This is a genomic window from Aliiroseovarius marinus, from assembly GCF_050881025.1.
Lineage (GTDB): Bacteria > Pseudomonadota > Alphaproteobacteria > Rhodobacterales > Rhodobacteraceae > Aliiroseovarius > Aliiroseovarius marinus_A.
Window position 1 is genome coordinate 495,295 of record NZ_JBNNXQ010000001.1, and the last position, 24,336, is coordinate 519,630.

The following is a 24,336-nucleotide window of genomic DNA, read 5'->3' on the forward strand; positions in this document are numbered from 1 at the left end:
GGGCACGCCGGGCATCACGGCCCGCGCCCATCCGCAAGGAGAACCGACATGACGAAATATGATGAAAACTGGGTCCGCCGCGAAGAAGCCAAGCGCGCCTTCATGAACGAACATAGCCTTTATCGCGAAGGCGACGAACACAGCTCTTGCGGTGTTGGGCTGGTGGTCGCAGCAGACGGAAAACCGTCACGCAAAGTGGTCGAAGCGGGCATTGATGCCCTGAAAGCCATCTGGCACCGCGGCGCAGTCGACGCAGACGGTAAGACGGGTGACGGTGCGGGTATCCACGTGGATATCCCCGTGCCCTTCTTCTATGACCAAATCCGTCGCACGGGTCACGAGCCGCGCGAAGATCAGCTGATCGCCGTGGGTCAGGTTTTCCTGCCACGCACAGATTTCGGAGCACAGGAAGCGTGCCGGACGATCGTTGAATCCGAAGTTCTGCGCATGGGCTACTACATCTATGGCTGGCGCCACGTGCCGGTGGACATCGACTGTCTGGGCGACAAAGCCAACGCCACCCGACCCGAGATCGAACAGATTTTGATTTCAAACGCCAAAGGTGTCGACGAAGAAACCTTTGAACGCGAGCTTTACGTGATCCGTCGCCGGATCGAGAAAGCCGCCGCGAGCGCACAGATCAACGGGCTTTATATTGCATCGCTCAGCTGCCGCTCGATCATCTACAAAGGCATGATGCTGGCGGAACAGGTTGCGGTTTTCTACCCCGATCTGATGGACGAACGGTTCAAGTCTAAATTTGCGATCTATCACCAGCGCTATTCGACCAACACCTTCCCGCAGTGGTGGCTGGCGCAGCCCTTCCGCATGCTGGCCCATAATGGCGAAATCAACACGCTGAAGGGCAACCTGAACTGGATGAAATCGCACGAGATCCGCATGGCCTCGTCCTTTTTTGGCGAACTTGCCGAAGACATCAAACCCATTGTCCCCGGCGGGTCGTCGGATTCGGCCGCGCTGGATGCCGTGTTCGAAGTGATGGTGCGCGCGGGCCGCTCGGCCCCGATGGCGAAAACCATGCTGGTGCCCGAAAGCTGGTCCAAGCAAGCCATCGACCTGCCCCAGGCATGGAAGGACATGTATTCCTATTGCAACTCGGTCATGGAACCGTGGGACGGCCCCGCCGCCCTTGCCATGACGGATGGTCGCTGGGTCTGCGCCGGTCTGGACCGCAACGGATTGCGCCCGATGCGCTATGTGGTCACCGGCGACGGGCTGGTCATCGCAGGGTCCGAAGCAGGCATGGTGCCCACGGATGAAGCGACTGTGGTTGAAAAAGGCGCGCTTGGACCCGGGCAGCTTCTGGCCGTGGATACCAAGGAAGGCAAGCTGTACCACGACACTGAAATCAAAGATAAACTGGCCGCAGCCCAGCCCTTTGGTGACTGGGTTGGCAAGATCAGCGATCTTGAAGAAAGCCTGTCACAGCTGGAAGAGAAGCCGCTTTATCAAGGCGACGAGTTGCGTCGCCGTCAGGTGGCGGCCGGCTTCACGCTGGAAGAGCTGGAACAGATCCTTGCGCCCATGGCCGAGGATGGCAAAGAGGCGCTGGCCTCGATGGGCGACGACACGCCCTCGGCGGTTTTGTCCAACAAATATCGCCCGCTGTCCCACTTCTTCCGTCAGAACTTCAGCCAGGTGACCAACCCGCCGATCGACAGCTTGCGCGAATTTCGCGTCATGTCGCTGAAGACGCGGTTTGGCAACCTGAAGAACGTGCTGGACGAAAGCGGCGCACAGACAGAAATTCTTGTGCTGGACAGCCCCTTTGTCGGCAACGAGCAGTTCGTGAAGATGACCGAAGGCTTCAACGTGCCCATGGTCGAGATCGACTGCACCTTCTCGTCAGATGGCAGCGACGGCGCGTTGCGCATCGCGCTGGAAGACATCCGCGCCAAGGCCGAAGAGGCCGTGCGTTCGGGGGCTGGCCACCTTGTTCTGACAGATCAGGCACAGGGCGAGGATCGCATCGCCATGCCGATGATTCTGGCCACCTCTGCCGTGCATAGCTGGCTGGTCAAAAAGGGCCTGCGCACCTTCACGTCGCTGAATGTGCGGTCGGCAGAATGCCTTGACCCGCATTATTTCGCGGTGCTGGTGGGCTGTGGCGCGACCACGGTAAACGCCTATCTGGCCGAGGATTCGCTGGCGGATCGGATCGAACGCGGGCTGCTGGATTGCTCGTTGACCGAGGCGGTGCGCCGCTATCGTGAAGCCATCAACCAGGGTCTTTTGAAGATCATGGCAAAGATGGGCATCTCGGTCATCTCGTCCTATCGCGGCGGGTTGAACTTCGAAGCCGTGGGCCTGTCGCGCGCCATGGTGGCCGAGTATTTCCCCGGCATGACCTCGCGTATCTCGGGCATCGGTTTGAACGGCATCCAGAAAAAGTTGGAAGCGGTGCACGCGTCTGGCTTTGGGCCCGGCATGGAAGGCGGCAACAAAGTGTTGCCCGTTGGCGGCTTCTACAAGTCGCGTCGCTCGGGCGAGACACACGCATGGGAAGCCACCTCGATGCACCTTTTGCAATCGGCTTGTGACCGCGCCTCGTTCGAGATGTGGAAGCAGTATTCGGCCAAGATGCGGTCGAACCCGCCGATCCATCTTCGTGACCTTCTGGACATCAAGCCGTTGGGCAAGCCCGTTCCTGTCGAGGAAGTGGAGAGCATCAACGCGATCCGCAAGCGTTTCGTGACGCCGGGCATGTCGCTGGGCGCCCTGTCGCCTGAGGCGCATAAGACGCTGAACGTTGCAATGAACCGGATCGGCGCCAAATCGGATTCGGGTGAGGGCGGTGAAGATCCCGCACATTTCCACCCCGAACCCAATGGCGACAACCCGTCGGCCAAGATCAAGCAGGTGGCGTCAGGCCGTTTCGGTGTGACCGCCGAATACCTGAACCAGTGTGAAGAACTGGAAATCAAGGTCGCCCAGGGTGCGAAACCCGGCGAAGGTGGTCAGCTGCCCGGCATGAAGGTCACCGACCTGATTGCCCGTCTGCGCCACTCGACCAAGGGGGTCACGCTGATCTCGCCGCCGCCGCACCACGATATCTATTCCATCGAGGATCTGGCGCAGCTGATCTATGACCTCAAGCAGATCAACCCGCGCTGTAAAGTGACGGTGAAACTGGTTGCTGCCTCGGGCGTGGGCACGATTGCGGCTGGTGTGGCGAAGGCGAAAGCCGACGTGATCCTGATCTCGGGCCACAATGGTGGCACCGGGGCATCGCCTGCGACGTCGATCAAATTCGCCGGTCTGCCGTGGGAAATGGGTCTGACCGAGGCGCATCAGGTGCTTGCGATGAACAACCTGCGCGACCGCGTGACGCTGCGCACAGATGGCGGCCTGCGCACGGGGCGTGACATTGTCATGGCCGCGATGATGGGCGCCGAGGAATACGGCATCGGCACCGCAGCCCTGATCGCGATGGGCTGTATCATGGTGCGCCAGTGCCAGTCGAACACCTGCCCGGTGGGCGTCTGCACGCAGGATGAAGACCTGCGTGCAAAGTACACCGGATCAGCGGATAAAGTGGTCAACCTGATCACCTTCTACGCACAGGAAGTGCGCGAAATCCTCGCCTCGATCGGCGCGCGTTCGCTGGACGAGGTGATGGGTCGCGCGGACCTTCTGAGCCAGGTGTCTCGTGGCTCGGCGCATCTGGACGATCTTGACCTGAACCCGCTTCTTCTGGTGGTCGATGGCGCTGACAAGATCGAATACAACCGTGATCGTGACCGCAACGCGGTGCCTGACACGCTGGACGCCGAGATCGTGCGCGACGCGCAGCGTTTCTTGGAAGATGGCGAGAAGATGCAGCTGTCCTACACGGTGCAGAACACGCACCGCACAGTGGGTACGCGGATTTCCTCGCATATCGTGAAACGCTTCGGCATGCGCAACTCGTTGCAGCCTGATCACCTGACAGTGAAGCTTCAAGGCTCGGCCGGTCAGTCGCTGGGAGCTTTCGCAGCACCCGGCCTGAAGATCGAAGTGTCAGGTGACGCCAACGACTATGTCGGCAAGGGGCTGTCGGGCGGCACCGTGGTGGTGCGCCCGCCGCTGGTCAGCCCACTGGTCGCGGCTGACAACACGATCATCGGCAACACGGTGCTTTACGGGGCAACCGATGGTTACCTCTTTGCTGCAGGGCGTGCAGGCGAACGTTTCGCCGTGCGCAACTCGGGCGCCAGCGTGGTGATCGAGGGCTGTGGCTCGAACGGCTGTGAATACACAACCGGCGGTGTCGCGGTGATCCTTGGCTCGATTGGGTCCAACTTCGGCGCGGGTATGACGGGCGGCATGGCCTATCTGTACGACCCCGACGGCGAGGCGCAGGACCACATGAATATGGAAAGCCTTGTGACCTGCCCGGTCACGGTCGACCATTGGGAAGCCCAGCTGAAAGGCCTGATCGAACGCCACGTGGCCGAGACCGGTAGCCAGAAGGCAACCGAGATCCTGCGCCATTGGGAGCTTGAGAAAGGCAACTTCCTGCAGGTCTGTCCGAAAGAGATGCTGGACAAACTGCCCGCACCGCTTTCACGCGAGGCTGACGCGATCCCGGCAGAGTAAGCCAACCCAAAACGCTTTGAATCGCCCGCCACCGTGCGGGCGATTTCTTTTGTGCGGTCTTGACCTGAAACCCCGGCGCGTGGTCAGAAAGAACCGTGGCACGAGCAAAAAAGAAATCCTCTCGCAAGACGCGCAAACCGGGGCTGCTGTCGCGGTTGATCGGCCCGCCGCTAGGCTGGATGCGGCGCTGGTTGCGTCGCGCTGTGCTGCTGCTGGCTGCCATCTTCGTTCTGGGCATCGCGGGCTACGCGGTGATCAACCCGCCAACCACACCCTACATCCTGTCCGAAAAAATGCGCCTGGGCGAAGTTGACAGGGCGTGGGTCGATCTGGACGAGGTCGCACCGATCATGGCGCGGTCCATCGTTGCGGCTGAAGACGCAAATTTCTGCGCGCATTGGGGATTTGACATGCGCGCGATCCGGGCGGCGATCGAAGACGGCGGCGGTCGGGGCGCTTCGACCCTGACCCAGCAGGTGGTCAAAAACGTTTATCTCTGGCATGGCCGGTCATGGCCCCGCAAAGCGCTGGAAGCCATGATCACGCCCGCGGTGGAACTGGTTTGGTCCAAGCGCCGGATCGTCGAGGTTTACCTGAACGTGGCGGAGTTCGACGAAGGTGTGTTCGGCATTGAAGCCGCGTCGCGTCACTATTTCGGTATTGGACCAGAGGCGCTTTCCGCCGTGCAGGCTGCCCGGCTGGCCGCGCTTTTGCCAAATCCGAAGGAACGATCCGCCTCGCGCCCCTCTGCATTTGTGCGAAAACGCGCGCAATCCATTCTGGATGGGGCGGCCACGATCCGCGCGGACGGGCGATCGGCTTGCTTCGAGGATTGATCCCGGCGTGCAATCGGGGCAATAGAAGAGAGAGATTTTTCCCAAAGTGACCCTGACTGCACAATGAACCGCCTTTATCACGCCCCCCTGTCCCCCTTCTGCCGCAAGGTCCGCCTGTCGCTGGCTGAAAAGAAGATCGAAGTCGAGTTGGTCGAGGAGCGGTATTGGGAACGCAGCGCGGAATTTCTGCGCCGCAATCCGGCAGGCAAAGTGCCGATCCTGAAAATTGACGGCAAACTGATGACGGAAAGCGCCCCGATTTGCGAATATCTGGAAGAGGCGTATCCAATGCCCTCTTTGCTGCCCGAAGACGCAGATGGCCGCTACGAGGTTCGCCGACTGGTGGCTTGGTTTGACGACAAGTTCCACAACGAGGTCACATCAAACCTGCTGTATGAGCGGGTGAACAAGAAGGTCATGGGCGCAGGCTACCCGGAAAGCTCGAAGATCAAAGCCGGCGCGAAAGCGGTGAAATACCACCTCGACTATATGGGTTGGTTGCTGGATCAGCGGCGTTGGCTGGCAGGCAATATGATGACGCTCGCGGATTTCGCCGCCGCCGCGCATTTGTCGTCGCTGGACTATATCAGTGACGTGGATTGGAACCGGAATGAAAACGTGCGCGAATGGTATGCGAAGATCAAATCGCGCCCTGCCTTCCGGTCCATTCTTGCCGACCAGATTCCCGGATTTCCGCAGCCCGCACATTACGCGGACCTGGACTTTTGACCTCGACCGGGAAGAAAGCGGGATCATCAAATTCCATAGACCCGGTCACAGCCAAATCAGAGATTGACGAACGCGCACGTGACGAAGGGTTTGCAGCCACCGGCGTGTGCCGCCCGGATGCTGTGCCTGAGATTGCCGAGCGCCTGAACCAGTTCGTGGCCGAAGCGCGACATGGGGATATGGCGTGGATGGGCGAACGCATGGGGTGGCGCGGTGACCCCTCTGCGCTTTGGCCCGAAGCGCGTTCTGTCATCATGCTGGCAGAACCCTATACGCCAGATCACGACCCGATGGCCGTTTTGGGTCAGCCCGACCGCGCCGCCATCAGCGTTTACGCGCAAAACCGCGACTATCATGACATCGTGAAAAAGCGCTTGAAGCGCGTTGGCCGCTGGATGATTGAACGCTTTGGCGGAGAGATCAAAGTGTTTGTCGACACGGCACCGGTGATGGAAAAACCGCTGGCCGCGGCGGCGGGGCTGGGCTGGCAGGGCAAGCACACGAACCTGTTGTCACGCGACTTGGGGAACTGGTTTTTCCTTGGCGCAATTTTCACCACGCTGGAACTGCCCGTGGACACGCCGGGCCGTGAAAACTGTGGCAATTGCACAGCCTGTCTTGAGGCCTGCCCGACAGATGCCTTCCCTGCCCCGTTCCAGTTGGATGCCCGACGCTGCATTTCCTATCTGACGATTGAGCACAAAGGCCCGGTAGATGAAGCGTTGCGCGGCCGTTTGGGCAATCACATCTATGGCTGCGACGATTGCCTTGCCGCCTGTCCGTGGAACAAGTTTGCGGTCGCGGCCTCGGAAATCAGATATGCCGCACGGGACGAGCTTTTGGTTCCGAAACTGGCAGAATTGTCATTGCTGGACGACGCAGGGTTTCGTGCGCATTTCGCGGGCAGCCCGATCAAACGCATTGGGCGGGATCGGTTCCTTCGAAACGTACTTTATGCGATTGGCAATTCGGGTGATCAGACGCTTGCGCCGCATGCGGCAGCGCATTTGGCCGATGAAAACCCAGTGGTTGCCGACGCGGCAAAATGGGCCGCAGAGCAGCTGTCGCAGATCAGCGACTGATGCGATACGCCTCGACAACGCTGCGAATGCTGCGCGGAGCCGCGGCATATGAGACGGGCTTGAACTTGGACGCCCCCGCCTGAAACGCCACCCTTACACGCGTAGAATTGGCCACCGGTTTGATCGTCACATGGGCATCAACACCCTTGGCACGAAACGCCCGGTGCAGGGATCGGGCCATATCATCGGCGGTCTCTCGCAATTTTGCATTCGTGCCGACCAACAAAGTCACCTGAATGCCCTCGCGATATCCACCTGTATAGGTGCGCAATTTTTCGACAGTTTGCGACAAAGGGCGCGCTGAAGGATCACCGGTCATGGCGTGATAGCCGAGCGCCCCAAGGGTGGGTGCCCCAAGCAGAGCACTTGCTGACAGGGCATAGACAAAATTGGCCGTCATTCACCATTCTCCTGCATCAGTTGTCGGGGTCTGAATTGAAGGGCACATTCATGCGGTAGGCTTCGACCGCAGCGCGAATGCCCTGCGCGGCTTCGGAATGGGCAACAGGGCCGATATGAGACGCCCCGATGTCATAAGTCACACTGGCAGGGCCACCCGGTTTCGCAACCATCTCTATCGTTGTTTCAACGCCCTTTGCCGCGAACCCCTTTTGAATGGCGCGCGCCAGTGCCTTCGGTGCGGATTGGCGATCCGGATTCCATGTGATGCGGGTCACGATCTGGATGCCCTTGGCCTCGCCGCTATGCTGGTCCAAAGCTTCTTTCGTGATGCCCAAAGGGCGTACTGTGGGGTCTTGGCTGTACCATGCCCAGCCCAAGGCAAGCACAGTGGGGATGGTGATCACAAAGAAGATGCCAATCAGATATTTGGTGCTGGTGCGCATAAAAAACCCGGCCTTTCCTGCGGACAGGATAAAGGCCGGGTGTTCAATTTCAGTTAAGTGGCGCCGTTTAGCTGCGCACGAGTTTTTCGTAGCTTTCCGCGATATCGCGGGTCAGAGCACCCACTTCAAACGTGTAGTCACCAATCTGGCCCACCGGGGTCACTTCGGCAGCGGAGCCGGTCAGCCAGCACTGTTCGAAATCGGCCAGCTCTTCGGGCATGATGTGACGTTCGATCACGTTGATGCCTTTCTCTTTCAGCATGCCGATTACGGTCTGGCGGGTCAGCCCGTTCAAAATCGCATCGGGGATAGGCGTGTGCACCTCGCCGTCCTTCACGAAAAAGACGTTCGCGCCGGTCGCTTCGGCCACATAGCCGCGATAGTCCATGAACAAAGCATCCGAACAGCCCTTTGCTTCAGCCGCGTGTTTGGACATGGTGCAGATCATGTAAAGACCTGCGGCCTTGGCTGCGGTGGGAATTGTTTCCGGCGAGGGGCGTTTCCACTTGGCAATATCCAGCTTCGCACCCTTCATCTTGGCGTCGCCATAATAGTCGCCCCAAGCCCAAGCAGCCACAGCCATGCGCACCGGGTTTTTCGCCGAACTGACACCCATATCCTCGCCGGCCCCACGCCAAGCCACAACGCGCACGTAGGCGTTGGTCAGGCCGTTGGCCTCTACAACGGCTTGCTTTGCGGCCTCGATCTCATCAACGCTATAGGGGATGGGCATATCCATCATCTCGCCCGATTTCAGCAGGCGTGCCGAATGCTTGCGGCTGAGGAAAATCTTGCCGTCGTAAAGACGTTCACCCTCGAACACCGACGAAGCGTAGTGCAAAGCGTGGCTCAGAATGTGGACGTTCGCATCACGCCATTCGACCAGTTGGCCGTCCATCCAGATCTTGCCGTCGCGATCATCATATCCGCTCATATTCCCGTCCTTTCCAGTTCTGCGCCCCAGCTCATTGCCCAAGGCTTTTTCCAAAAGTTGCGCGAAATTGGTCCGCATCGGACATAATATTTCGCGAAATCCGCAATTCGCTATCAATTGATTCTTGGAAAGTCAACAACACTGACATAAAACTGGAACCTGTAACATGAAATGTGATGAGGGTCCGATGGCGGATGTACACACGCCCGGGGGGCAGTCTCTGCTGTTTCTGACAGACGAGCAGCTGAGAAAAGGGATCGAGGCAATGTTCTTTGCCTATCGCGGCTTCACCGCCGACCCTGATCGTATTCTTGATGAACACGGCTATGGGCGCGCGCATCACCGGGCGCTGCATTTCATCAGCCGCACGCCGGGCACCACGGTCAACAACCTTCTGTCGATCCTTGGCGTCACCAAGCAGTCACTGAACCGCGTCCTGCGCACTCTGATCGAAGATGGCTTGGTGGAAAGCCAGGTCGGCAAGCGTGACAAACGGGAACGCAACCTGATCCTGACGGACGCAGGTGTGGCGCTGGAACAGGCCCTGTCTGTTGCCCAGCGCGAACGCATGCGCCAAGCTTACCGCGAAGCAGGGCCTGAGGCTGTGCAAGGGTTTCGCGCCGTGTTGGAGGCCATGATGGACCCACAGCTGCGGCGGCATTTCAATCGGCTGAAGGACGAGCAACATGGCTGATCTGGCAGAGGCTCATCTTCTCATCATTGATGATGACGAACGCATCCGTGGGTTGCTGCAGAAATTTCTGGTGCGCAACGGTTTCTGGGTTTCCTCCGCCCGTGACGCGGCCCACGCCCGACGCCTGTTGGACGGGCTGGATTTCGACCTGATCGTGATGGATGTGATGATGCCCGGCGAAGACGGGATCAGCCTGACGCGCGGCCTGCGCGAAACGCTGTCCACACCCATTCTTCTCTTGACAGCCAAGGGCGATACCGAAGACCGCATTCGTGGGCTGGAAGCCGGGGCAGATGATTATCTGGCCAAACCGTTTGAGCCCAAAGAGCTGCTGCTACGCATCAACGCGATCCTGCGGCGCGTCCCAACGCCCGCAGACACCGTGGCGCCAAAGGACCTGACCTTGGGCGACAAACGCTATGACACGGAACGCGGAGAGCTATGGCAAGGCGAAGAGCTTGTCCGCCTGACCGCCACCGAAGCGCAGTTGATGAAGATATTTTCGGCCACACCGGGCGAAGCCGTCAGCCGGACGTCATTGGTTGAACAGCTGGGCCGGGATCAGGGGCAGGCACAGGAACGCGCGGTAGATGTGCAGATCACCCGGCTGCGTCGCAAGCTTGAAATAGACCCGAAACAACCGCGATACCTGCAAACGGTGCGTGGGGCGGGCTATATGTTGGCGCCGGACTGAGGCGAGGCTTTCCAAGGGAAAAGATGCTCGGCCGGTGGCCTAGTGAAACAGGGCAGCGCATTCTTCGGGCATGTCATAAAGCCAAACGAAGTAGGGCCGACTTTCGGTTCGCAACTTGATCCATGCCCGCTGTTCGTCGACACCGCCATTTCCGCCGGTAGCGATCTCTCCATTGCCGGACAGAAAATTCAGGTCACATATCCCGCTGTTTTCAAGGTCAAGCGTGTCATACCAGCGATAGGTGTATCCTGCGATCATCAGCTGATCCTTGCGCCATGCCAGTGTGATCACCTGCTCCCACCGATTGCGACCTATGGCTATGTTTTCTGATATCACCTGAAGCGACCCACCGGGGGTCAGGTTCAGGCTGGGTTGCTGCCCAACACCCCCGATCCAAACGGCGCGCTCTACCCACATATCTTTGGGGTCGCCATTCAGCCGGATCAAAAGATCCGCTTCACCGGTGTCACCGGCTTCGATCAGCCTGGCAAGATCCGGGATGCCATCCCCGGTGAAGTCCCCGACAAGCTCAGTGGTAAACCCCTGCGCCCAAACCGGGCTGGCGACAAAGACAAGCGGCAGGATGTAGCGCATTGGAACCTCTCTTGTTGTCGCCTCACTATTGTCCTAGCGTCGCGACATGACAACTTTGCTCTATACCCACGCCGTTTGCCATGACCACATCACCCCGCCCGGACACCCGGAACAGGTGGCGCGCCTTGAGGCGATCAACGCCACTCTATCAGGCACTGCGTTTCAGGACCTGATCCGTCGCGACCCGCCGATTGGCTCGCTTGACGACGTGCGGCTTGGCCATTCCCGCGCCTATTTCGAACGGATCGAGAATGCGCAACCCGTCGAAGGGTTGGCACAGCTGGATGGTGACACCTTCATGGCGCCCGGTTCGTTCGAGGCCGCCTTGCGCGCCATTGGCGGCAATATTGATGCCATCGATCAGGTGATGAGCGGACAGGCCCAGAACGCGTTTGTGGCCTGTCGCCCCCCGGGCCACCACGCCGAAAAAGCCAACCCGATGGGGTTTTGCCTGTTCTCGACCGTGGCGATTGCCGCCATTCATGCAGCAAACGCCCATGGTCTGGAACGCATCGCGGTTCTGGATTTCGACGTGCATCATGGCAACGGCACGCAGGATGTGCTGTGGCATGAAAGCCGGGTGCGCTTTGTCTCGTCCCACCAGATGCCGCTTTATCCCGGATCGGGCGGCATTCACCAAAAAGGGGCATTTGGTCAGGTGATCAATATCCCTCTTGAAGAAGCCACCGGTGGAGAGGTTATGAGGGAGGCCTGGGAAAAGGTTCTTTCGGAAGAATTGGAACCCTACGCGCCGCAGCTTGTGCTGGTGTCCGCTGGCTTTGACGCCCATACGCGCGATCCTTTGGCCAATCTGAACTGGGAGACCGAGGATTTCGCATGGCTGGCGCATCGCATCTGCGATCTGGCGGATAAATGCTGCGACGGGCGGGTGGTATCATCGCTTGAGGGCGGCTATGATCTGCAAGCTCTTGGCGACAGCGTCGGGGCATATATTGGCGTGATGATGGAGCGGGGCGCATGAGCGACAAACCAGTGAGCGAGATGTCCTTCGAGGACGCAATGCGGGAACTTGAAACCGTGGTTGGCCAGCTGGAACGCGGCGACGTGGCGCTTGAGGATTCCATCAAGCTTTATGAACGCGGGGCCGAACTGAAAGCGCGCTGCGAAACCAAGCTGAAAGAGGCCGAAGAAAAAGTGGCCGCGATCACGCTGGACAAAAGCGGCACGCCGACCGGAACCTCGCCTGTCGAAGGCCAGTAAATGTTCAAGACGCGGCTAGAAGACGCCGCCCGCGCCGCGCGCAGCCATCTGCACGCAGCCATTGACCCGGCTGGCGCCCTGTCTGCGCCCATGCGCTATGCCACATCCGGCGGCAAAGGTCTGCGCGCTTTCCTTGTGCTTGAAGGGGCGCGACTTCACGGCATGTGTGACACCCGCGCGCTTTGGCCTGCCGCCGCCATCGAAGCCATCCACGCCTATTCCCTTGTGCATGATGACATGCCTTGCATGGATGATGACGACCTGCGGCGCGGGTTGCCAACCGTGCACAAGAAATGGGACGAGGCCACCGCCGTTCTGGTCGGCGACGCGCTGCAAACACTGGCATTTGAGCTTCTGACACATGAAGATGTCGGCGACGCACGTGTGGCCTTGGTCGCCTCTTTGGCGCGTGATGCCGGGCAGCTGGGGATGGTGCATGGTCAGGCGCTGGATATTGCGGCCGAGACCGCCGAGACCCCGCTCACATTGGAACAGATCACAGAGCTTCAGGCCGGAAAAACCGGTGCCTTGATCCGATGGTCAGGCGAAGCGGGCGCCGTTCTTGCCGGGGCAGATTCCGGGCCGCTTAAAGACTACGCAACCGCATTGGGTCTGGCGTTTCAGATCGCAGACGACATTCTGGATGTCGAAGGCGATGCCTCTGCCGTGGGCAAAGCCGTGGGCAAGGATGCAGATGCCGGCAAAGCGACCTTCGTGTCCCTGCTGGGGCTAGATCAGGCGAAAACCCGCGCAAAAGAGCTTGTGGATCAGGCCTGTGACGCGCTTTCGCCCTATGGCGCGGACGCAGATACCTTGCGAGAGGCCGCGCGCTTCGTTATCCAGCGAGACAGGTAGCCCCGAAAGCCAACCGAGACATACATGGCCAATACACCTGACACTCCCATTCTGGACCGCGTGAAGGTTCCTGCCGACATGAAAACCCTGTCGGACCACGAACTTGAACAGCTGGCGCATGAGGTGCGGGCCGAGACCATTTCCGCCGTGTCAGAAACCGGCGGGCATCTGGGCGCGGGGCTTGGCGTTGTTGAGCTTACCGTTGCCCTGCACGCCGTCTTTGACGCGCCCAAGGACCGGATCGTCTGGGATGTGGGCCACCAATGCTATCCGCACAAGATCCTGACCGGACGCCGTGACCGCATCCGCACCCTGCGCTGCGAAGGCGGGCTATCGGGCTTCACCAAACGGTCAGAAAGCCCATTTGATCCGTTTGGCGCGGGGCACAGCTCGACCTCGATTTCCGCAGCACTGGGGTTCTCGGTCGCGCGCGACCTTGGCGGCGCGCCTGAACACGGGATCGGTGACGCGGTGGCGGTGATCGGTGACGGGTCCATGTCCGCCGGCATGGCGTTCGAAGCCATGAACAATGCAGGTCACCTGAACCGCCGCTTGTTTGTGATTCTGAACGACAATGACATGTCCATCGCGCCACCAGTGGGCGCGCTGTCCAGCTATCTCAGCCGCCTTTATGCCGAAGAGCCGTTTCAGGAACTGAAAGCCGCTGCCAAGGGCGCGGTCAGCCTGTTGCCCGAACCCTTTCAGGAAGGCGCGCGTCGGGCCAAGGAAATGGTCAAGTCGATGACTGTCGGCGGCACGCTTTTTGAAGAGCTGGGCTTTTCTTACGTCGGGCCCATTGATGGTCACGATATGGACAGCCTTTTGTCCGTCCTGCGCACTGTGCATGATCGCGCCACCGGCCCGATGCTGATCCATGTGATCACCAAAAAGGGCAAAGGCTATGCGCCCGCCGAAGCAGCCCGCGACCGTGGCCATGCCACTGCCAAGTTCGATGTGGCCAGCGGCAAACAACACAAAGCACCGTCAAACGCGCCCAGCTATACCTCGGTCTTCGGCAAGGAGCTGGCGCGGCTGGCCGCTGAAGACGACAAGGTCTGCGCCGTGACCGCCGCCATGCCGGACGGGACCGGGTTGAACCTGATGGCCGAACGCTATCCGTCGCGTTGCTTTGATGTGGGCATTGCCGAACAGCACGGCGTGACCTTCGCAGCGGGTCTGGCAGCGGGTGGTCTAAAACCCTTCTGCGCGATGTATTCGACCTTCCTGCAGCGCGGCTATGATCAGGTTGTGCATGACGTGGCGGTGCAACGCCTGCCCGTGCGCTTTGCCATTGACCGCGCCGGGCTGGTTGGTGCCGATGGCGCAACCCATGCCGGGTCCTTTGATATCACCTTCATGGCAAACCTGCCCGATATGGTGGTGATGGCTGCTGCTGACGAGGCGGAGCTGATGCATATGATCGCCACGGCTCATTCCATTGACGACCGTCCCTCGGCCTTCCGCTATCCGCGCGGAGAAGGCGTGGGTGTTGAGCTGCCCGAAACGGGTCAGGTGCTGGAGATTGGCAAAGGCCGCATGATCCGAGAAGGCGCGCGGGTGGCGATCCTGTCATTCGGCACACGCCTGTCCGAGGTCGAAGCCGCCGCTGAATCCTTGACCGCGCGAGGCATCAGCCCAACCGTGGCAGACGCCCGTTTCGCCAAGCCCTTGGACCGCGAAATGATCCTGTCTTTGGCTGAAAACCACGAAGCGCTGATCACCATCGAAGAAGGCGCCATCGGCGGTTTCGGCAGCCATGTCGCCCAGCTGCTGGCTGAGGAGGGTGTGTTTGATACCGGACTGAAATTCCGGTCCATGGTGCTGCCCGACACCTTCATCGACCATGCATCGCCCGCGCGCATGTATGAAGATGCGCAGCTCTCCGCCAAGGATATCGAAGCCAAGGTGCTGGATGTTCTGGGCATTGCCCAAATCGGCGAAAAACGGGCCTAACCTTCAGCTTTCAGCAGGGCTTTCAGCCCGTCCTGATAGGTCGGGTAACGCAGTTTCACGCCCAGTTCTTCCTTAATTCGGTCATTGCGCACGCGCTTTGATTCCGCGTAGAAGCTGCGCGCCATGGGGGTCATGTCTGCCGTCTCGAAATCTTCGGAGAGCGGCGCGGGCAGCCCCAGAAGTTCAGCAGCATAAGCCAGCACATCCTCGGGCGGGGCAGCGTTGTCGTCACAGAGGTTATAGATGCGCCCCGGATTTGGTTGCGCAACAGAGGCCAAAAGCACCTGCGCAATATCCTCGACATGAATGCGCGAAAACACCTGATCTTTCTTGATGATCCGCCGCGCCGTACCCTTGCGCACCTTGGCAAACGGCCCACGTCCCGGACCATAGATGCCCGCAAGCCGGAAAATATGCAGCGGCAGGCCGGTTTCCGCGGCAAGGGCTTGCCAGGCGGCCTCGGCTTCGACCCGCATTTGCCCGCGTTTGGTCGAGGGCGTCAGCGGTGTGGTTTCATCCACCCAACCGCCTTGATGATCCCCATAAACCCCAGTGGTGGACAAATAGCCCGCCCAGTCCAGTTGCGGTGCAATTGACGCGATCTCGTCTCTAACCCGGCGCAAAACGGGATCTCCGTCCGCATCCGGTCCGGCAGAAATAAGCAAGTGAGTGGCGCGTGACAGAGGCTCGGAGATATCCGTGCCCGGCCATTTGATCACGTTCGGGCCAGCCTCCCGCGAGGTGCCGATGATGGTGAAATCGTCTGGCAGCGCGGTTGCAAAAGCGCGCGCGGAATAGCCGTAGCCGAATATGAAAAGCGTCTTGTCCATGCGCGCAGTATCGCCACACAGGCTGGATTGAAAAGCGCTAAATCACCCCCGCGCGATAGGGGGTTGCGCTAACATGAGATTTCAGAACAATTGGTCCATGCAAAGACCAAATCTGAAAACATGGCCTGAAAGCGCTGCCCGATTGATCGCCGTGGCGGCCGGGCGCGAGCAGGCGGACAGTGTGATACAAGGCGGGCGCGTGGTGAATGTCCACACGCGCGAGGTTCTGGACTGGCAAGTGGCCATGGCCGATGGGCGGTTCGCCTATGTCGGCCCGGATGCCAGCCATTGTATCGGGTCAGACACACAGGTGATTGACGCCGGTGGGCAGTATCTGATCCCGGGTCTGTGCGACGGGCATATGCATATCGAAAGCGGCATGCTGACCCCGGCAGAATTCGCCCGCGCGGTCATCCCTCATGGGACCACCACCATGTTCACCGACCCGCACGAGGTCGCCAATGTGCTGGGGCTGGAAGGCGTGCGCCTGATGCATGATGAGGCGCTCATCCAGCCTGTGAACATATATACGCAAATGCCAAGCTGCGCGCCCTCTGCACCGGGGCTTGAGACGACAGGATTTGAAATCACCCCCGAGGATGTGGCCGAGGCGATGACATGGCCCGGCATCATCGGGTTGGGCGAGATGATGAATTTCCCCGGCGTGATCAACGGTGATCCCAAGATGCTGGCCGAAATGGCCGCCACGCAGAACGCGGGCAAAACCATCGGCGGGCACTATGCAAGCCCGGACCTTGGCCCGAATTTCCACGCCTATGCGGCTGGCGGTCCGGCAGATGATCACGAAGGTACCTGCGAGGCCGACGCGATCGCGCGCGCACGGCAGGGAATGCGGTCGATGATGCGGCTGGGATCTGCGTGGTTCGATGTTGAAAAGCAGATCACTGCGGTCACGCAAAAGGGTCTGGACCCGCGCAATTTCATCATCTGCACCGATGATTGCCATTCTGGCACGCTGGTCGAGGAAGGCCACGTCAACCGCGCCCTGCGTTATGCGATCAGCTACGGCTGTGATCCGCTGGTCGCGCTTCAAATGGCGACGATCAACACCGCCACGCATTTCGGGTTGGAGCGCGAATTAGGCTCTATTACACCCGGACGGCGCGCGGATGTGATCTTTACCGATGATCTCTCCACCCTGCCAATCAATCGGGTTTTCGCCCGTGGCGTCAGCGTAGCCGAAGCCGGCAAGATCACTGTCGACTGCCCTCATCTGAAATGGCCCGCCCATGCAAAGGCGACAATGCATCTGGGCAAAACCATCATGCCGGACGATTTCATCGTGAAAGCGCCCGACGGGGCGAACTCTGTGACCGCGAAGGTGATCGGCATTGTCGAAAACCAGGCGCCAACAAAGGCTCTAACACGGGACCTTTCGGTGTCTGACGGCATCGTTCAGACCGACGAGGCGCAGGACGTGGCGCAGGTTGCCCTTGTCGAGCGCCACAAAGGTACGGGCGGTGTCGTGAACGGGTTTGTAAACGGGTTTGGGTACACTGGCCAAATGGCCATGGCGTCCACCGTCGCGCATGACAGCCACCACATGATCGTGGTCGGCACATCACGCGATGACATGGCCTTGGCGGCCAATCGCTTGGCCGAGGTTGGCGGCGGAATGTGTGTCTATCAAGGCGGACGCGAGCTTGCCCTGGTCGAACTGCCCGTCGCGGGCCTGATGTCTGATGAACCTGCAACCGAAGTGGCCGAGAAAGCCAAAGGCATCATTGATGCGATGGAGACCTGCGGCTGCACACTGAACAATGCGTCGATCCAGCACAGTTTCTTGGCGCTGGTTGTCATCCCCGAGTTACGGATCTCTGATCTGGGGTTGGTGGACGTAACGAAATTCGAACTGACCGATTTGTTGAAGGATAATTGATGACCCCTGCCGACATTTCCATCCCTGCCCGAACACCTGATGGGGGCGCGCATGAGGTTTTCACGGACCCGCAGGCCGCAGTGGCACGATTGCAGGCGCTGTATGATGCGGCCTGCGCCTTTCTGTGCGACGCCTTCGAAGCAAACGCATCCGGCGATCAGCCACCGACACGATTTCGCGCCTTCTATCCTGAGATTCGCCTGACCACGACCAGCCACGCCCAGACCGATACGCGGCTGAGCTTTGGCCATGTCTCGGCGCCCGGCACTTATGCCAGCACCATCACGCGGCCCGATCTGTTTGAAAACTACCTGATCCAGCAAATCAGGCTTCTGATCGAAAACCACGGCGTTCCCGTGCAGATCGGATATTCGACCACGCCGATACCGGTGCATTTTGCCGTCTCGCGCAATCCAAACATCACCGTGCCGCAAGAAGGTGCGATGACCTATCCGCTGCGTGATGTCTTCGACGTGCCCGACCTGTCCACTACAAATGATGACATCGTGAACGGCGTGGCTGAACGTGATGCCAGCGGTGCGGGGCCGCTTGCGCCTTTCACGGCGCAACGGGTGGATTACTCGCTGGCACGACTGTCACATTACACCGCCACCATGCCCGAGGACTTCCAAAACCACGTTCTGTTCACGAACTACCAGTTCTATGTCGAGGAGTTCGAGGCCTATGCCCGCCAGATGCTGGCCGATCCCAACAGCGGCTATGACGCTTTTGTCGGACCGGGACATCACCGCATCACCTCTGCAGAGGCCGATTTGCCCACCCCGGCAAAACTGCCGCAAATGCCAAGCTATCACCTGACCCGTGCAGATGGTTCCGGGATCACTCTGGTCAATATCGGCGTAGGTCCATCCAACGCAAAAACGGCAACGGATCATATCGCGGTGCTGCGCCCGCACGCTTGGTTGATGGTGGGGCACTGCGCGGGCTTGCGCAACAGCCAGCGGCTTGGGGATTTCGTGCTCGCCCATGCCTATTTGCGCGAAGACAAAGTGCTGGACGACGACCTGCCCATCTGGGTGCCAATCCCGCCTCTGGCCGAAATCCAGATCGCGCTGGAACAGGCTGTGGCCAAGGTGACCGAATACGAAGGGTACGAGCTGAAACGCATCATGCGCACGGGCACGGTTGCGACCTTGGACAATCGCAACTGGGAGTTGCGCGACCAGCGAGGGCCGGTTCAACGTCTGTCCCAATCCCGCGCCATCGCTTTGGATATGGAAAGTGCCACAATCGCGGCCAACGGGTTTCGCTTCAGGGTGCCCTACGGCACGCTGCTTTGCGTGTCCGACAAGCCTCTGCATGGCGAGTTGAAATTGCCAGGCATGGCATCGGACTTCTACAAGACGCAGGTCGCACGGCATTTGCTGATTGGCATTCGTGCGATGGAGAGCCTGCGAAACATGCCGATCGAACGCATTCACAGCCGGAAGTTGCGCAGTTTCGAAGAGACTGCTTTCCTTTAGGGAACCCAGATCAATCAAAACACACATCGGTGCGACGCGCGTATTTCGATCAAACTCCAGAAGTGACTTCGATCAGTCCCGTCCCCCGTTGAATGGGCAGAAAACCAGTAAATCAAGAGGCCATTTCGGCAAAAAAGCGCTATTTATAGGGGAAATATGATCAACAAACCGTTGTGTCGCCCCTCTACATACAGTTAAATGCGCGCAATGAAGCCCAAGTAATGGGTAAATGTGAGGAGTGTAATACATGTCGAAACCGATGACCAAGACGCAGCTTGTTGCTGCACTGGCCGAAGAAATGGGCGCTGACAAGAAGTCGGCAACCGCTGCGCTGGAAGGCATCATCAGCATCATCACCAAGGAAGTTTCGGGCGGCGGCGCCGTGACCCTTCCCGGTGTTGGCAAGATCTACTGCCGCGAGCGTCCGGCCCGTATGGTGCGCAACCCCGCCACCGGCGAACAGATCCACAAAGACGCCGACAAAGTGGTCAAAATGACCATTGCGAAAGCTCTTAAGGACAGCGTGAACGGCTAAGCCGACCGCTTTCGGGCTTGCCCCGATACCTGAATTCAGAAAGGGTCGCCTCAGGGCGGCCCTTTTCTTTTCTCCGCCTGCCGGAGGAACAATGGATTTGCGCGCGATCATGATGGGGCTGGCCTTTGCCCTGATGTGGAGTTCGGCCTTCACATCTGCTCGGATCATCGTGTCCGACGCCTCGCCGCTTTTCGCGCTATCGCTTCGTTTCTTCATTTCCGGGCTTTTGGGCGTGTTGATCGCAAAGGCGCTGGGACAGACCTGGCAATTGACCCGCACCCAATGGCGTGCCGTGGTGATCTTTGGCCTGTGCCAAAATGCGCTTTACCTCGGGTTGAACTTCGTTGCCATGCAGTGGGTCGAAGCCGGGCTGGCGTCGATCATCGCATCGACCATGCCCCTGATGGTCGCATTCGCGGGCTGGGTGGTGATGGGGGACCGTCTACGCCCTCTGGCCATCGCAGGTCTTTTTGCAGGTGTCGTTGGGGTGGCGATGATCATGGGGGCACGTCTGTCCGGTGGGGTCGACGTGACAGGCGTCATCCTGTGCTTCATTGCGGCGGCGGCCCTGACGGCGGCCACGTTGGCGGTGCGCACCGCCTCGTCAGGTGGCAACCTGATGATGATCGTTGGCTTGCAAATGTTCGTCGGCGCCATCGCGCTTTTTGGCGCGGCCCTGGTTATGGAAACCCCCGCTGTCACACCCAGCCTGAAGCTTGCCCTGGCCTTCAGCTACACGGTGCTGGTGCCCGGCCTTCTGGCCACATGGGTGTGGTTTGCGCTGGTGGGCCGGATCGGTGCGATCAAGGCGGCCACGTTCCACTTCCTGAACCCGTTCTTTGGCGTGGCCATCGCATGGGCATTGCTGGGCGAAGCGCTGTCGATCACGGATTTCATCGGCGTGGCCATCATCACGGTGGGCATTCTTGCCGTTCAGCTGTCGAAACAAAACCCCACAGAGACGTGAAGCGGTTTGCCGCCATCGTGAGATGACTTTCGCGCCAAACTCCGTGACATTGCAGTCATGGAACTTGTCTTCGGATATCTTGCGGGCCTTCTGACCCTGATCAACCCCTGCGTCTTGCCGGTGTTGCCCATTGTCTTGGCCACCGCGTTGCAAGCCAGCCGGTTTGGCCCCATGGCCGTTGCCGCCGGGATGAGCGTATCTTTCGTCACGCTGGGCCTTCTGGTCACCGTGCTGGGCTACACGATCGGCCTGACCGAAGACATGGTCGCGCGGGCGGGTGCCATCCTGATGGTGGGCTTTGGCCTGATCCTGATGACCCCGGTTCTATCCGAGCGTTTTGCGACGGCCACGGCCGGTGTCTCGGCCCAGGCAGACACGACGCTGGATGACGTGGACCGGGGCGGCCTGTCCGGTCAGTTCCTTGGTGGGATGTTGCTTGGCGCAGTCTGGAGCCCCTGCATCGGCCCCACGTTGGGCGGTGCGATCTCACTCGCCTCGCAAGGCAAATCGATCACGTGGGCCGCCGCAATCATGATTGCCTTCGCACTGGGTGTGTCCACGATCATCATCGCATTGGGCTATGGCGCGCGGGCCGCGATCATGCGCAGGCAAGCGCTCATGCGGAGAATTGCGCAGAAATCCCGGCCGATCATGGGCGTGGTCTTTGTCGCCGTCGGCACCGCCATCCTGTTCCGTTTTCACCACACACTCGAAGCCTGGGCCGTGCAAAACCTGCCCGCCTGGCTGAATGACCTCTCTGTATCCCTCTGAAAGGAGACCACCATGAACCGTCGAGACTTCCTGTCCCTGACCGCAGCCGTATCCCTTGTCCCCGCCTTGGCGCGCGCAGGCGCCATGGACTATGCCCCGGGCCTTGTCACCAAGGCGTTAGAAAACGGCGAGACCGTGTTTCTAGACTTCAAAGCCAGCTGGTGCTCGACCTGCGCGGCGCAAGAACGTGTGATCAACGCCCTGAAGGCCGAGAACCCGGCCTATGACAAAGCCATCACCTTTATCGACGTGGATTGGGACCAGCATGGCAAATCAGAGCTTGCAAAATCCCTGCGCATTCCGCGCCGTTCAACACTTGTGGTGCTGAAAGGCGACAAGGAACTTGGCCGCATCGTTGCAGGTACATCCAAGGCGGATATTAAGGCTCTGATGGACACGGCGCTAGACGCCGCTTCGGCTTAAGCTCGACCTCTATGAAATCGGCTAAGGCAATACCTTAGCCGATCTGGCCGCGCGGCCCTTCGCCGATCTGCGCGCGATGCAGCATCAGGTGATCAAGGATCACACAGGCGGCCATCGCCTCGCCCACGGGCACAGCGCGAATACCAACACAGGGGTCATGACGCCCCTTGGTGATGACCTCGATCGCTTCACCAGTTTTGGTGATCGACTGGCGTGGGGTCAGGATCGAGCTGGTCGGCTTCACCGCAAAACGCACGACAATGTCCTGCCCTGACGATATGCCACCCAGAATGCCGCCAGCGTGGTTCGAACTGAACACGGGCTGCCCGTCATTCCCCATGAAAATCTCATCTGCATTTTCGGTTCCGCGCAGACCTGCAGCGGCCATACCTTCGCCGATCTCGACGCCTTTTACGGCGTTGATTGACATCATCGCGGCGGCCAAATCAGTGTCTAACTTGGCATAGATCGGCGCGCCCAGTCCGGCTGGCGCGCCACGCACCACAACTTCAATCGCAGCACCGACAGAATCGTTTTCCTTCACACGCAAATGCTGCAGATAGTCTTCCCATTCCTGCACGGCGCTCGCATCGGGCAACCAAAAAGCATTCTGGTCAATCGCGTCCCAGTCAAACTTTTCACGATCCAGATGCTTTTCGCCCATCTGGGTCATGTAGCCCTTGATCTCGAGCCCCGGCACCAGCGCCTTCAGCGCCTCGCGGGCAACACCCCCGGCGGCCACGCGCGCGGCCGTTTCACGGGCCGAGGATCGGCCTCCGCCGCGCGGATCGCGAATCCCGTATTTCTGCCAATAGGTGATGTCAGCATGACCGGGGCGAAAGGTTTTTTCGATCTCGCCATAATCCTTGGAGCGCTGATCCGTGTTTTCGATCATCAACTGGATCGGCGTGCCGGTGGTCTGGCCTTCGTACACGCCCGATAGGATGCGCACCTGATCCGGTTCGTTGCGGGCGGTGGTGTTCTTGTTCTGACCCGGACGGCGCTTGTCCAGCCACACCTGCAGCATCTCAGGTTCAAGCGGTACGCCGGGGGGGCACCCGTCCACGGTCGCGCCCAAGGCAGGCCCGTGGCTTTCACCCCAGGTGGTGACACGGAAGATATGACCAAAGCTGTTCATCGACATGGGTGCGCTCCTTCATTCCCCAGCGTGATAGCGAAGGGAGGTTCGAAAGGGAAGCACCCCGGCGCATCACTCCCCGCTTTGCTGTGGCCTGCGGTGTTTCGGCTTCGGTGAGGGACCCGCATCATAACGCGGGTTCGGGTTGCGCAGGATGGGGTTGCGCACCGAAACAGACGGGCGGCTTTCCCGCCAGACGATGAACACGCCCGAGGCAATGATCACCGCGGCACCAACGCCCACCCACATATCCGGCAGCTCGCCGAAAAACAGCGCCCCGAATGCGGCGGCCCACAGGATTTGACTGTATTGGGTTGGCGCGACCACCGCCGCTGGTGCCGCGCGGTAGGCCGCAATGATCATCATCTGCGCAAAGACCGACATGACCCCCACGCTGGCAGCCAGCCCAAGGTCGGTGATTTGCATCGGCACATACACGAAAGGCAAGGTGATCCCCATCGCCAAAATGGATGACAGCATGGGGTAAAGGATCATGACCGCTGTACGCTCTTCTCCGCCGATCTTGCGCATGATGATCGACCCAAGCGCTGAACAGAACGCCGCTATCAACGCGCAGATATGTCCAAAGGTGATGACGGTCACACCCGGGCGCAGCACGATCAGCACACCTATTAGGCCGATAATCACGGCGGCCCAACGCTGTCCGCGCACCGGCTCTCCCAGAAGCATCGCGGACATGGCGGTGATCAGCAGAGGTGTTGCAAAAAGCAGCGCATATACTTCTGCTAGGGGCAAAACGGTAAAGGCATAAAACGCCGTGGACATCGCGATGACGGATGTGGCCGCACGGGTCAGGATCAACCACGGATGATGTGGGCGGAAATTGTCGACCTGCCGATCAGCCAGCATCATCACAGCCATCGGCACAAAGGCAAACAGCATGGCAAAAAAGATGATCTGAAACACGGCAAACTGCATGCCGAGCTGTTTGATCACCGCGTCATGGGTGGCAAAAATCGCAAAAGCGGCAAAGGCAAAGCCCAGCCCGCGCAGGGGGGATTGAGGCATCTCCGACATGGAGCCGTCCGATCATAGTGGGTGTTAACGCTCACATCGCTGATCTTTAGGCCAAGGTCAAGGGGCTTGCAAATCTCCTGCAAACCCGTCAGGAGTAATCCCACCTCGGGGTGCTGTGACACCACAGCTGAGATGCGCAATCCGCGCGGACCCGTTGAACCTGAACCGGCTAACACCGGCGGAGGGAAGGTGATTTGGATGCCCCAAATGCCCC

Annotated in this window: 23 protein-coding genes and 1 riboswitch; of the genes, 16 read left to right on the forward strand and 7 right to left on the reverse strand. The window is 59.7% G+C overall.

All coding sequences use genetic code 11. From position 1 onward, the window contains the following. The first annotated feature begins 48 nt into the window (after positions 1–48). The 4 genes from gltB (at position 49) to queG (ending at position 7,246) form a co-directional block, all read left to right on the forward strand. Positions 49–4,599, forward strand: coding sequence for a glutamate synthase large subunit (gltB, locus tag ACRY08_RS02340; RefSeq protein ID WP_432448234.1), 4,551 nt, complete (start codon positions 49–51; stop codon positions 4,597–4,599). 95 nt (positions 4,600–4,694) lie between these two features. After that, positions 4,695–5,435, forward strand: coding sequence for a monofunctional biosynthetic peptidoglycan transglycosylase (gene mtgA, locus ACRY08_RS02345; RefSeq protein WP_432448235.1), 741 nt, complete (start codon positions 4,695–4,697; stop codon positions 5,433–5,435). A 63-nt stretch (positions 5,436–5,498) separates the two neighbouring features. Beyond that, positions 5,499–6,164, forward strand: coding sequence for an FtsZ-binding protein FzlA (gene fzlA / locus ACRY08_RS02350; protein ID WP_432448236.1), 666 nt, complete (start codon positions 5,499–5,501; stop codon positions 6,162–6,164). Between the two features lie 35 nt (positions 6,165–6,199). Continuing rightward, complete coding sequence (gene queG, locus ACRY08_RS02355) at positions 6,200–7,246, forward strand: tRNA epoxyqueuosine(34) reductase QueG (protein ID WP_432448835.1); 1,047 nt, start codon at positions 6,200–6,202, stop codon at positions 7,244–7,246. Here queG and ACRY08_RS02360 read toward each other — a convergent pair. The 3 genes from ACRY08_RS02360 to ACRY08_RS02370 form a co-directional block, all read right to left on the reverse strand. Further along, entirely contained in the window at positions 7,236–7,646 is a 411-nt protein-coding gene (locus ACRY08_RS02360; protein WP_432448237.1) for a hypothetical protein, read from the reverse strand. The genes queG and ACRY08_RS02360 overlap by 11 nt on opposite strands. A gap of 16 nt (positions 7,647–7,662) precedes the next feature. After that, a complete protein-coding gene (locus ACRY08_RS02365; RefSeq protein WP_432448238.1) occupies positions 7,663–8,091 on the reverse strand; it encodes a hypothetical protein in 429 nt (142 codons plus the stop codon). Positions 8,092–8,158: 67 nt separating this feature from the next. Next, entirely contained in the window at positions 8,159–9,025 is an 867-nt protein-coding gene (locus tag ACRY08_RS02370) for a branched-chain amino acid aminotransferase (RefSeq protein ID WP_432448239.1), read from the reverse strand. A 187-nt stretch (positions 9,026–9,212) separates the two neighbouring features. On the opposite strand from ACRY08_RS02370, the gene ACRY08_RS02375 reads away from it, so the two are divergent. Both ACRY08_RS02375 and ACRY08_RS02380 read left to right on the forward strand, forming a co-directional pair. Beyond that, complete coding sequence (locus tag ACRY08_RS02375) at positions 9,213–9,719, forward strand: MarR family winged helix-turn-helix transcriptional regulator (RefSeq protein WP_432448836.1); 507 nt, start codon at positions 9,213–9,215, stop codon at positions 9,717–9,719. Next, on the forward strand, positions 9,712–10,413 hold the full coding sequence (locus ACRY08_RS02380; protein WP_432448240.1) for a response regulator: 702 nt from the start codon (positions 9,712–9,714) through the stop codon (positions 10,411–10,413). The genes ACRY08_RS02375 and ACRY08_RS02380 overlap by 8 nt, the downstream gene beginning before the upstream one ends. 39 nt (positions 10,414–10,452) lie before the next feature. On the opposite strand, the gene ACRY08_RS02385 is transcribed toward ACRY08_RS02380, so the two are convergent. Further along, positions 10,453–11,007, reverse strand: coding sequence for a hypothetical protein (locus ACRY08_RS02385; RefSeq protein ID WP_432448241.1), 555 nt, complete (start codon positions 11,005–11,007; stop codon positions 10,453–10,455). 46 nt (positions 11,008–11,053) lie between these two features. Here ACRY08_RS02385 and ACRY08_RS02390 point away from each other — a divergent pair, with 46 nt between their 5' ends. Genes ACRY08_RS02390 through dxs form a run of 4 tightly spaced genes read left to right on the forward strand, consistent with a single transcriptional unit; the run spans position 11,054 to position 15,036 of the window. Further along, positions 11,054–11,989 carry a histone deacetylase family protein gene (locus ACRY08_RS02390; protein ID WP_432448242.1) on the forward strand — a complete coding sequence of 312 codons (936 nt, stop codon included), beginning with the start codon at positions 11,054–11,056 and terminating at the stop codon, positions 11,987–11,989. Next, positions 11,986–12,228 (forward strand): exodeoxyribonuclease VII small subunit, encoded by a 243-nt coding sequence (locus tag ACRY08_RS02395; protein ID WP_432448243.1) that lies wholly within the window; start codon positions 11,986–11,988, stop codon positions 12,226–12,228. The genes ACRY08_RS02390 and ACRY08_RS02395 overlap by 4 nt, the downstream gene beginning before the upstream one ends. Then, the gene (locus tag ACRY08_RS02400) at positions 12,229–13,083 is read left to right on the forward strand and encodes a polyprenyl synthetase family protein (RefSeq protein WP_432448244.1); all 855 of its coding nucleotides are present in this window, start codon (positions 12,229–12,231) and stop codon (positions 13,081–13,083) included. It begins immediately after the preceding gene. 24 nt (positions 13,084–13,107) lie between these two features. Continuing rightward, positions 13,108–15,036 (forward strand): 1-deoxy-D-xylulose-5-phosphate synthase, encoded by a 1,929-nt coding sequence (gene dxs, locus ACRY08_RS02405; protein WP_432448245.1) that lies wholly within the window; start codon positions 13,108–13,110, stop codon positions 15,034–15,036. On the opposite strand, the gene ACRY08_RS02410 is transcribed toward dxs, so the two are convergent. After that, complete coding sequence (locus ACRY08_RS02410; RefSeq protein ID WP_432448246.1) at positions 15,033–15,866, reverse strand: SDR family oxidoreductase; 834 nt, start codon at positions 15,864–15,866, stop codon at positions 15,033–15,035. The genes dxs and ACRY08_RS02410 overlap by 4 nt on opposite strands. Positions 15,867–15,939: 73 nt before the next feature. Between ACRY08_RS02410 and ade the strand changes: the two genes are divergently transcribed. The 6 genes from ade (at position 15,940) to ACRY08_RS02440 (ending at position 21,946) form a co-directional block, all read left to right on the forward strand. After that, positions 15,940–17,766: an adenine deaminase gene (gene ade, locus ACRY08_RS02415; protein ID WP_432448247.1), complete on the forward strand. Its 1,827-nt coding sequence runs from the start codon at positions 15,940–15,942 to the stop codon at positions 17,764–17,766. Further along, entirely contained in the window at positions 17,766–19,250 is a 1,485-nt protein-coding gene (locus ACRY08_RS02420; protein ID WP_432448248.1) for an AMP nucleosidase, read from the forward strand. The genes ade and ACRY08_RS02420 overlap by 1 nt, the downstream gene beginning before the upstream one ends. Positions 19,251–19,497: 247 nt before the next feature. Further along, the gene (locus ACRY08_RS02425) at positions 19,498–19,785 is read left to right on the forward strand and encodes an HU family DNA-binding protein (RefSeq protein WP_432448249.1); all 288 of its coding nucleotides are present in this window, start codon (positions 19,498–19,500) and stop codon (positions 19,783–19,785) included. A gap of 91 nt (positions 19,786–19,876) precedes the next feature. After that, positions 19,877–20,752: a DMT family transporter gene (locus ACRY08_RS02430; RefSeq protein WP_432448250.1), complete on the forward strand. Its 876-nt coding sequence runs from the start codon at positions 19,877–19,879 to the stop codon at positions 20,750–20,752. Positions 20,753–20,809: 57 nt separating this feature from the next. Then, entirely contained in the window at positions 20,810–21,523 is a 714-nt protein-coding gene (locus ACRY08_RS02435) for a cytochrome c biogenesis CcdA family protein (protein WP_432448251.1), read from the forward strand. A gap of 12 nt (positions 21,524–21,535) precedes the next feature. Next, positions 21,536–21,946, forward strand: a complete 411-nt coding sequence (locus tag ACRY08_RS02440; RefSeq protein ID WP_432448252.1) for a thioredoxin family protein — start codon at positions 21,536–21,538, stop codon at positions 21,944–21,946. Positions 21,947–21,980: 34 nt separating this feature from the next. Here the strand turns inward: ACRY08_RS02440 and aroC are convergent, their stop codons facing one another. Together aroC and ACRY08_RS02450 are read right to left on the reverse strand one after the other, a co-directional pair. Beyond that, entirely contained in the window at positions 21,981–23,090 is a 1,110-nt protein-coding gene (aroC, locus tag ACRY08_RS02445; RefSeq protein ID WP_432448253.1) for a chorismate synthase, read from the reverse strand. A 66-nt stretch (positions 23,091–23,156) separates the two neighbouring features. Then, positions 23,157–24,122 (reverse strand): DMT family transporter, encoded by a 966-nt coding sequence (locus ACRY08_RS02450; RefSeq protein ID WP_432448254.1) that lies wholly within the window; start codon positions 24,120–24,122, stop codon positions 23,157–23,159. A 96-nt stretch (positions 24,123–24,218) separates the two neighbouring features. Continuing rightward, positions 24,219–24,326: riboswitch (TPP riboswitch) on the forward strand. Positions 24,327–24,336: the final 10 nt, after the last annotated feature.

Bases quoted from the DNA above. Each gene is read 5' to 3' on its own strand.
- gltB (WP_432448234.1), top strand. From the start codon at position 49: ATGACGAAATATGATGAAAACTGGGTCCGCCGCGAAGAAGCCAAGCGC.
- fzlA (WP_432448236.1), top strand. From the start codon at position 5,499: ATGAACCGCCTTTATCACGCCCCCCTGTCCCCCTTCTGCCGCAAGGTC.
- ACRY08_RS02360 (WP_432448237.1), bottom strand. From the start codon at position 7,646: ATGACGGCCAATTTTGTCTATGCCCTGTCAGCAAGTGCTCTGCTTGGG.
- ACRY08_RS02365 (WP_432448238.1), bottom strand. From the start codon at position 8,091: ATGCGCACCAGCACCAAATATCTGATTGGCATCTTCTTTGTGATCACC.
- ACRY08_RS02370 (WP_432448239.1), bottom strand. From the start codon at position 9,025: ATGAGCGGATATGATGATCGCGACGGCAAGATCTGGATGGACGGCCAA.
- ACRY08_RS02375 (WP_432448836.1), top strand. From the start codon at position 9,213: ATGGCGGATGTACACACGCCCGGGGGGCAGTCTCTGCTGTTTCTGACA.
- ACRY08_RS02380 (WP_432448240.1), top strand. From the start codon at position 9,712: ATGGCTGATCTGGCAGAGGCTCATCTTCTCATCATTGATGATGACGAA.
- ACRY08_RS02385 (WP_432448241.1), bottom strand. From the start codon at position 11,007: ATGCGCTACATCCTGCCGCTTGTCTTTGTCGCCAGCCCGGTTTGGGCG.
- ACRY08_RS02390 (WP_432448242.1), top strand. From the start codon at position 11,054: ATGACAACTTTGCTCTATACCCACGCCGTTTGCCATGACCACATCACC.
- ACRY08_RS02395 (WP_432448243.1), top strand. From the start codon at position 11,986: ATGAGCGACAAACCAGTGAGCGAGATGTCCTTCGAGGACGCAATGCGG.
- ACRY08_RS02400 (WP_432448244.1), top strand. From the start codon at position 12,229: ATGTTCAAGACGCGGCTAGAAGACGCCGCCCGCGCCGCGCGCAGCCAT.
- dxs (WP_432448245.1), top strand. From the start codon at position 13,108: ATGGCCAATACACCTGACACTCCCATTCTGGACCGCGTGAAGGTTCCT.
- ACRY08_RS02410 (WP_432448246.1), bottom strand. From the start codon at position 15,866: ATGGACAAGACGCTTTTCATATTCGGCTACGGCTATTCCGCGCGCGCT.
- ade (WP_432448247.1), top strand. From the start codon at position 15,940: ATGAGATTTCAGAACAATTGGTCCATGCAAAGACCAAATCTGAAAACA.
- ACRY08_RS02420 (WP_432448248.1), top strand. From the start codon at position 17,766: ATGACCCCTGCCGACATTTCCATCCCTGCCCGAACACCTGATGGGGGC.
- ACRY08_RS02425 (WP_432448249.1), top strand. From the start codon at position 19,498: ATGTCGAAACCGATGACCAAGACGCAGCTTGTTGCTGCACTGGCCGAA.
- ACRY08_RS02430 (WP_432448250.1), top strand. From the start codon at position 19,877: ATGGATTTGCGCGCGATCATGATGGGGCTGGCCTTTGCCCTGATGTGG.
- ACRY08_RS02435 (WP_432448251.1), top strand. From the start codon at position 20,810: ATGGAACTTGTCTTCGGATATCTTGCGGGCCTTCTGACCCTGATCAAC.
- ACRY08_RS02440 (WP_432448252.1), top strand. From the start codon at position 21,536: ATGAACCGTCGAGACTTCCTGTCCCTGACCGCAGCCGTATCCCTTGTC.
- aroC (WP_432448253.1), bottom strand. From the start codon at position 23,090: ATGTCGATGAACAGCTTTGGTCATATCTTCCGTGTCACCACCTGGGGT.
- ACRY08_RS02450 (WP_432448254.1), bottom strand. From the start codon at position 24,122: ATGTCGGAGATGCCTCAATCCCCCCTGCGCGGGCTGGGCTTTGCCTTT.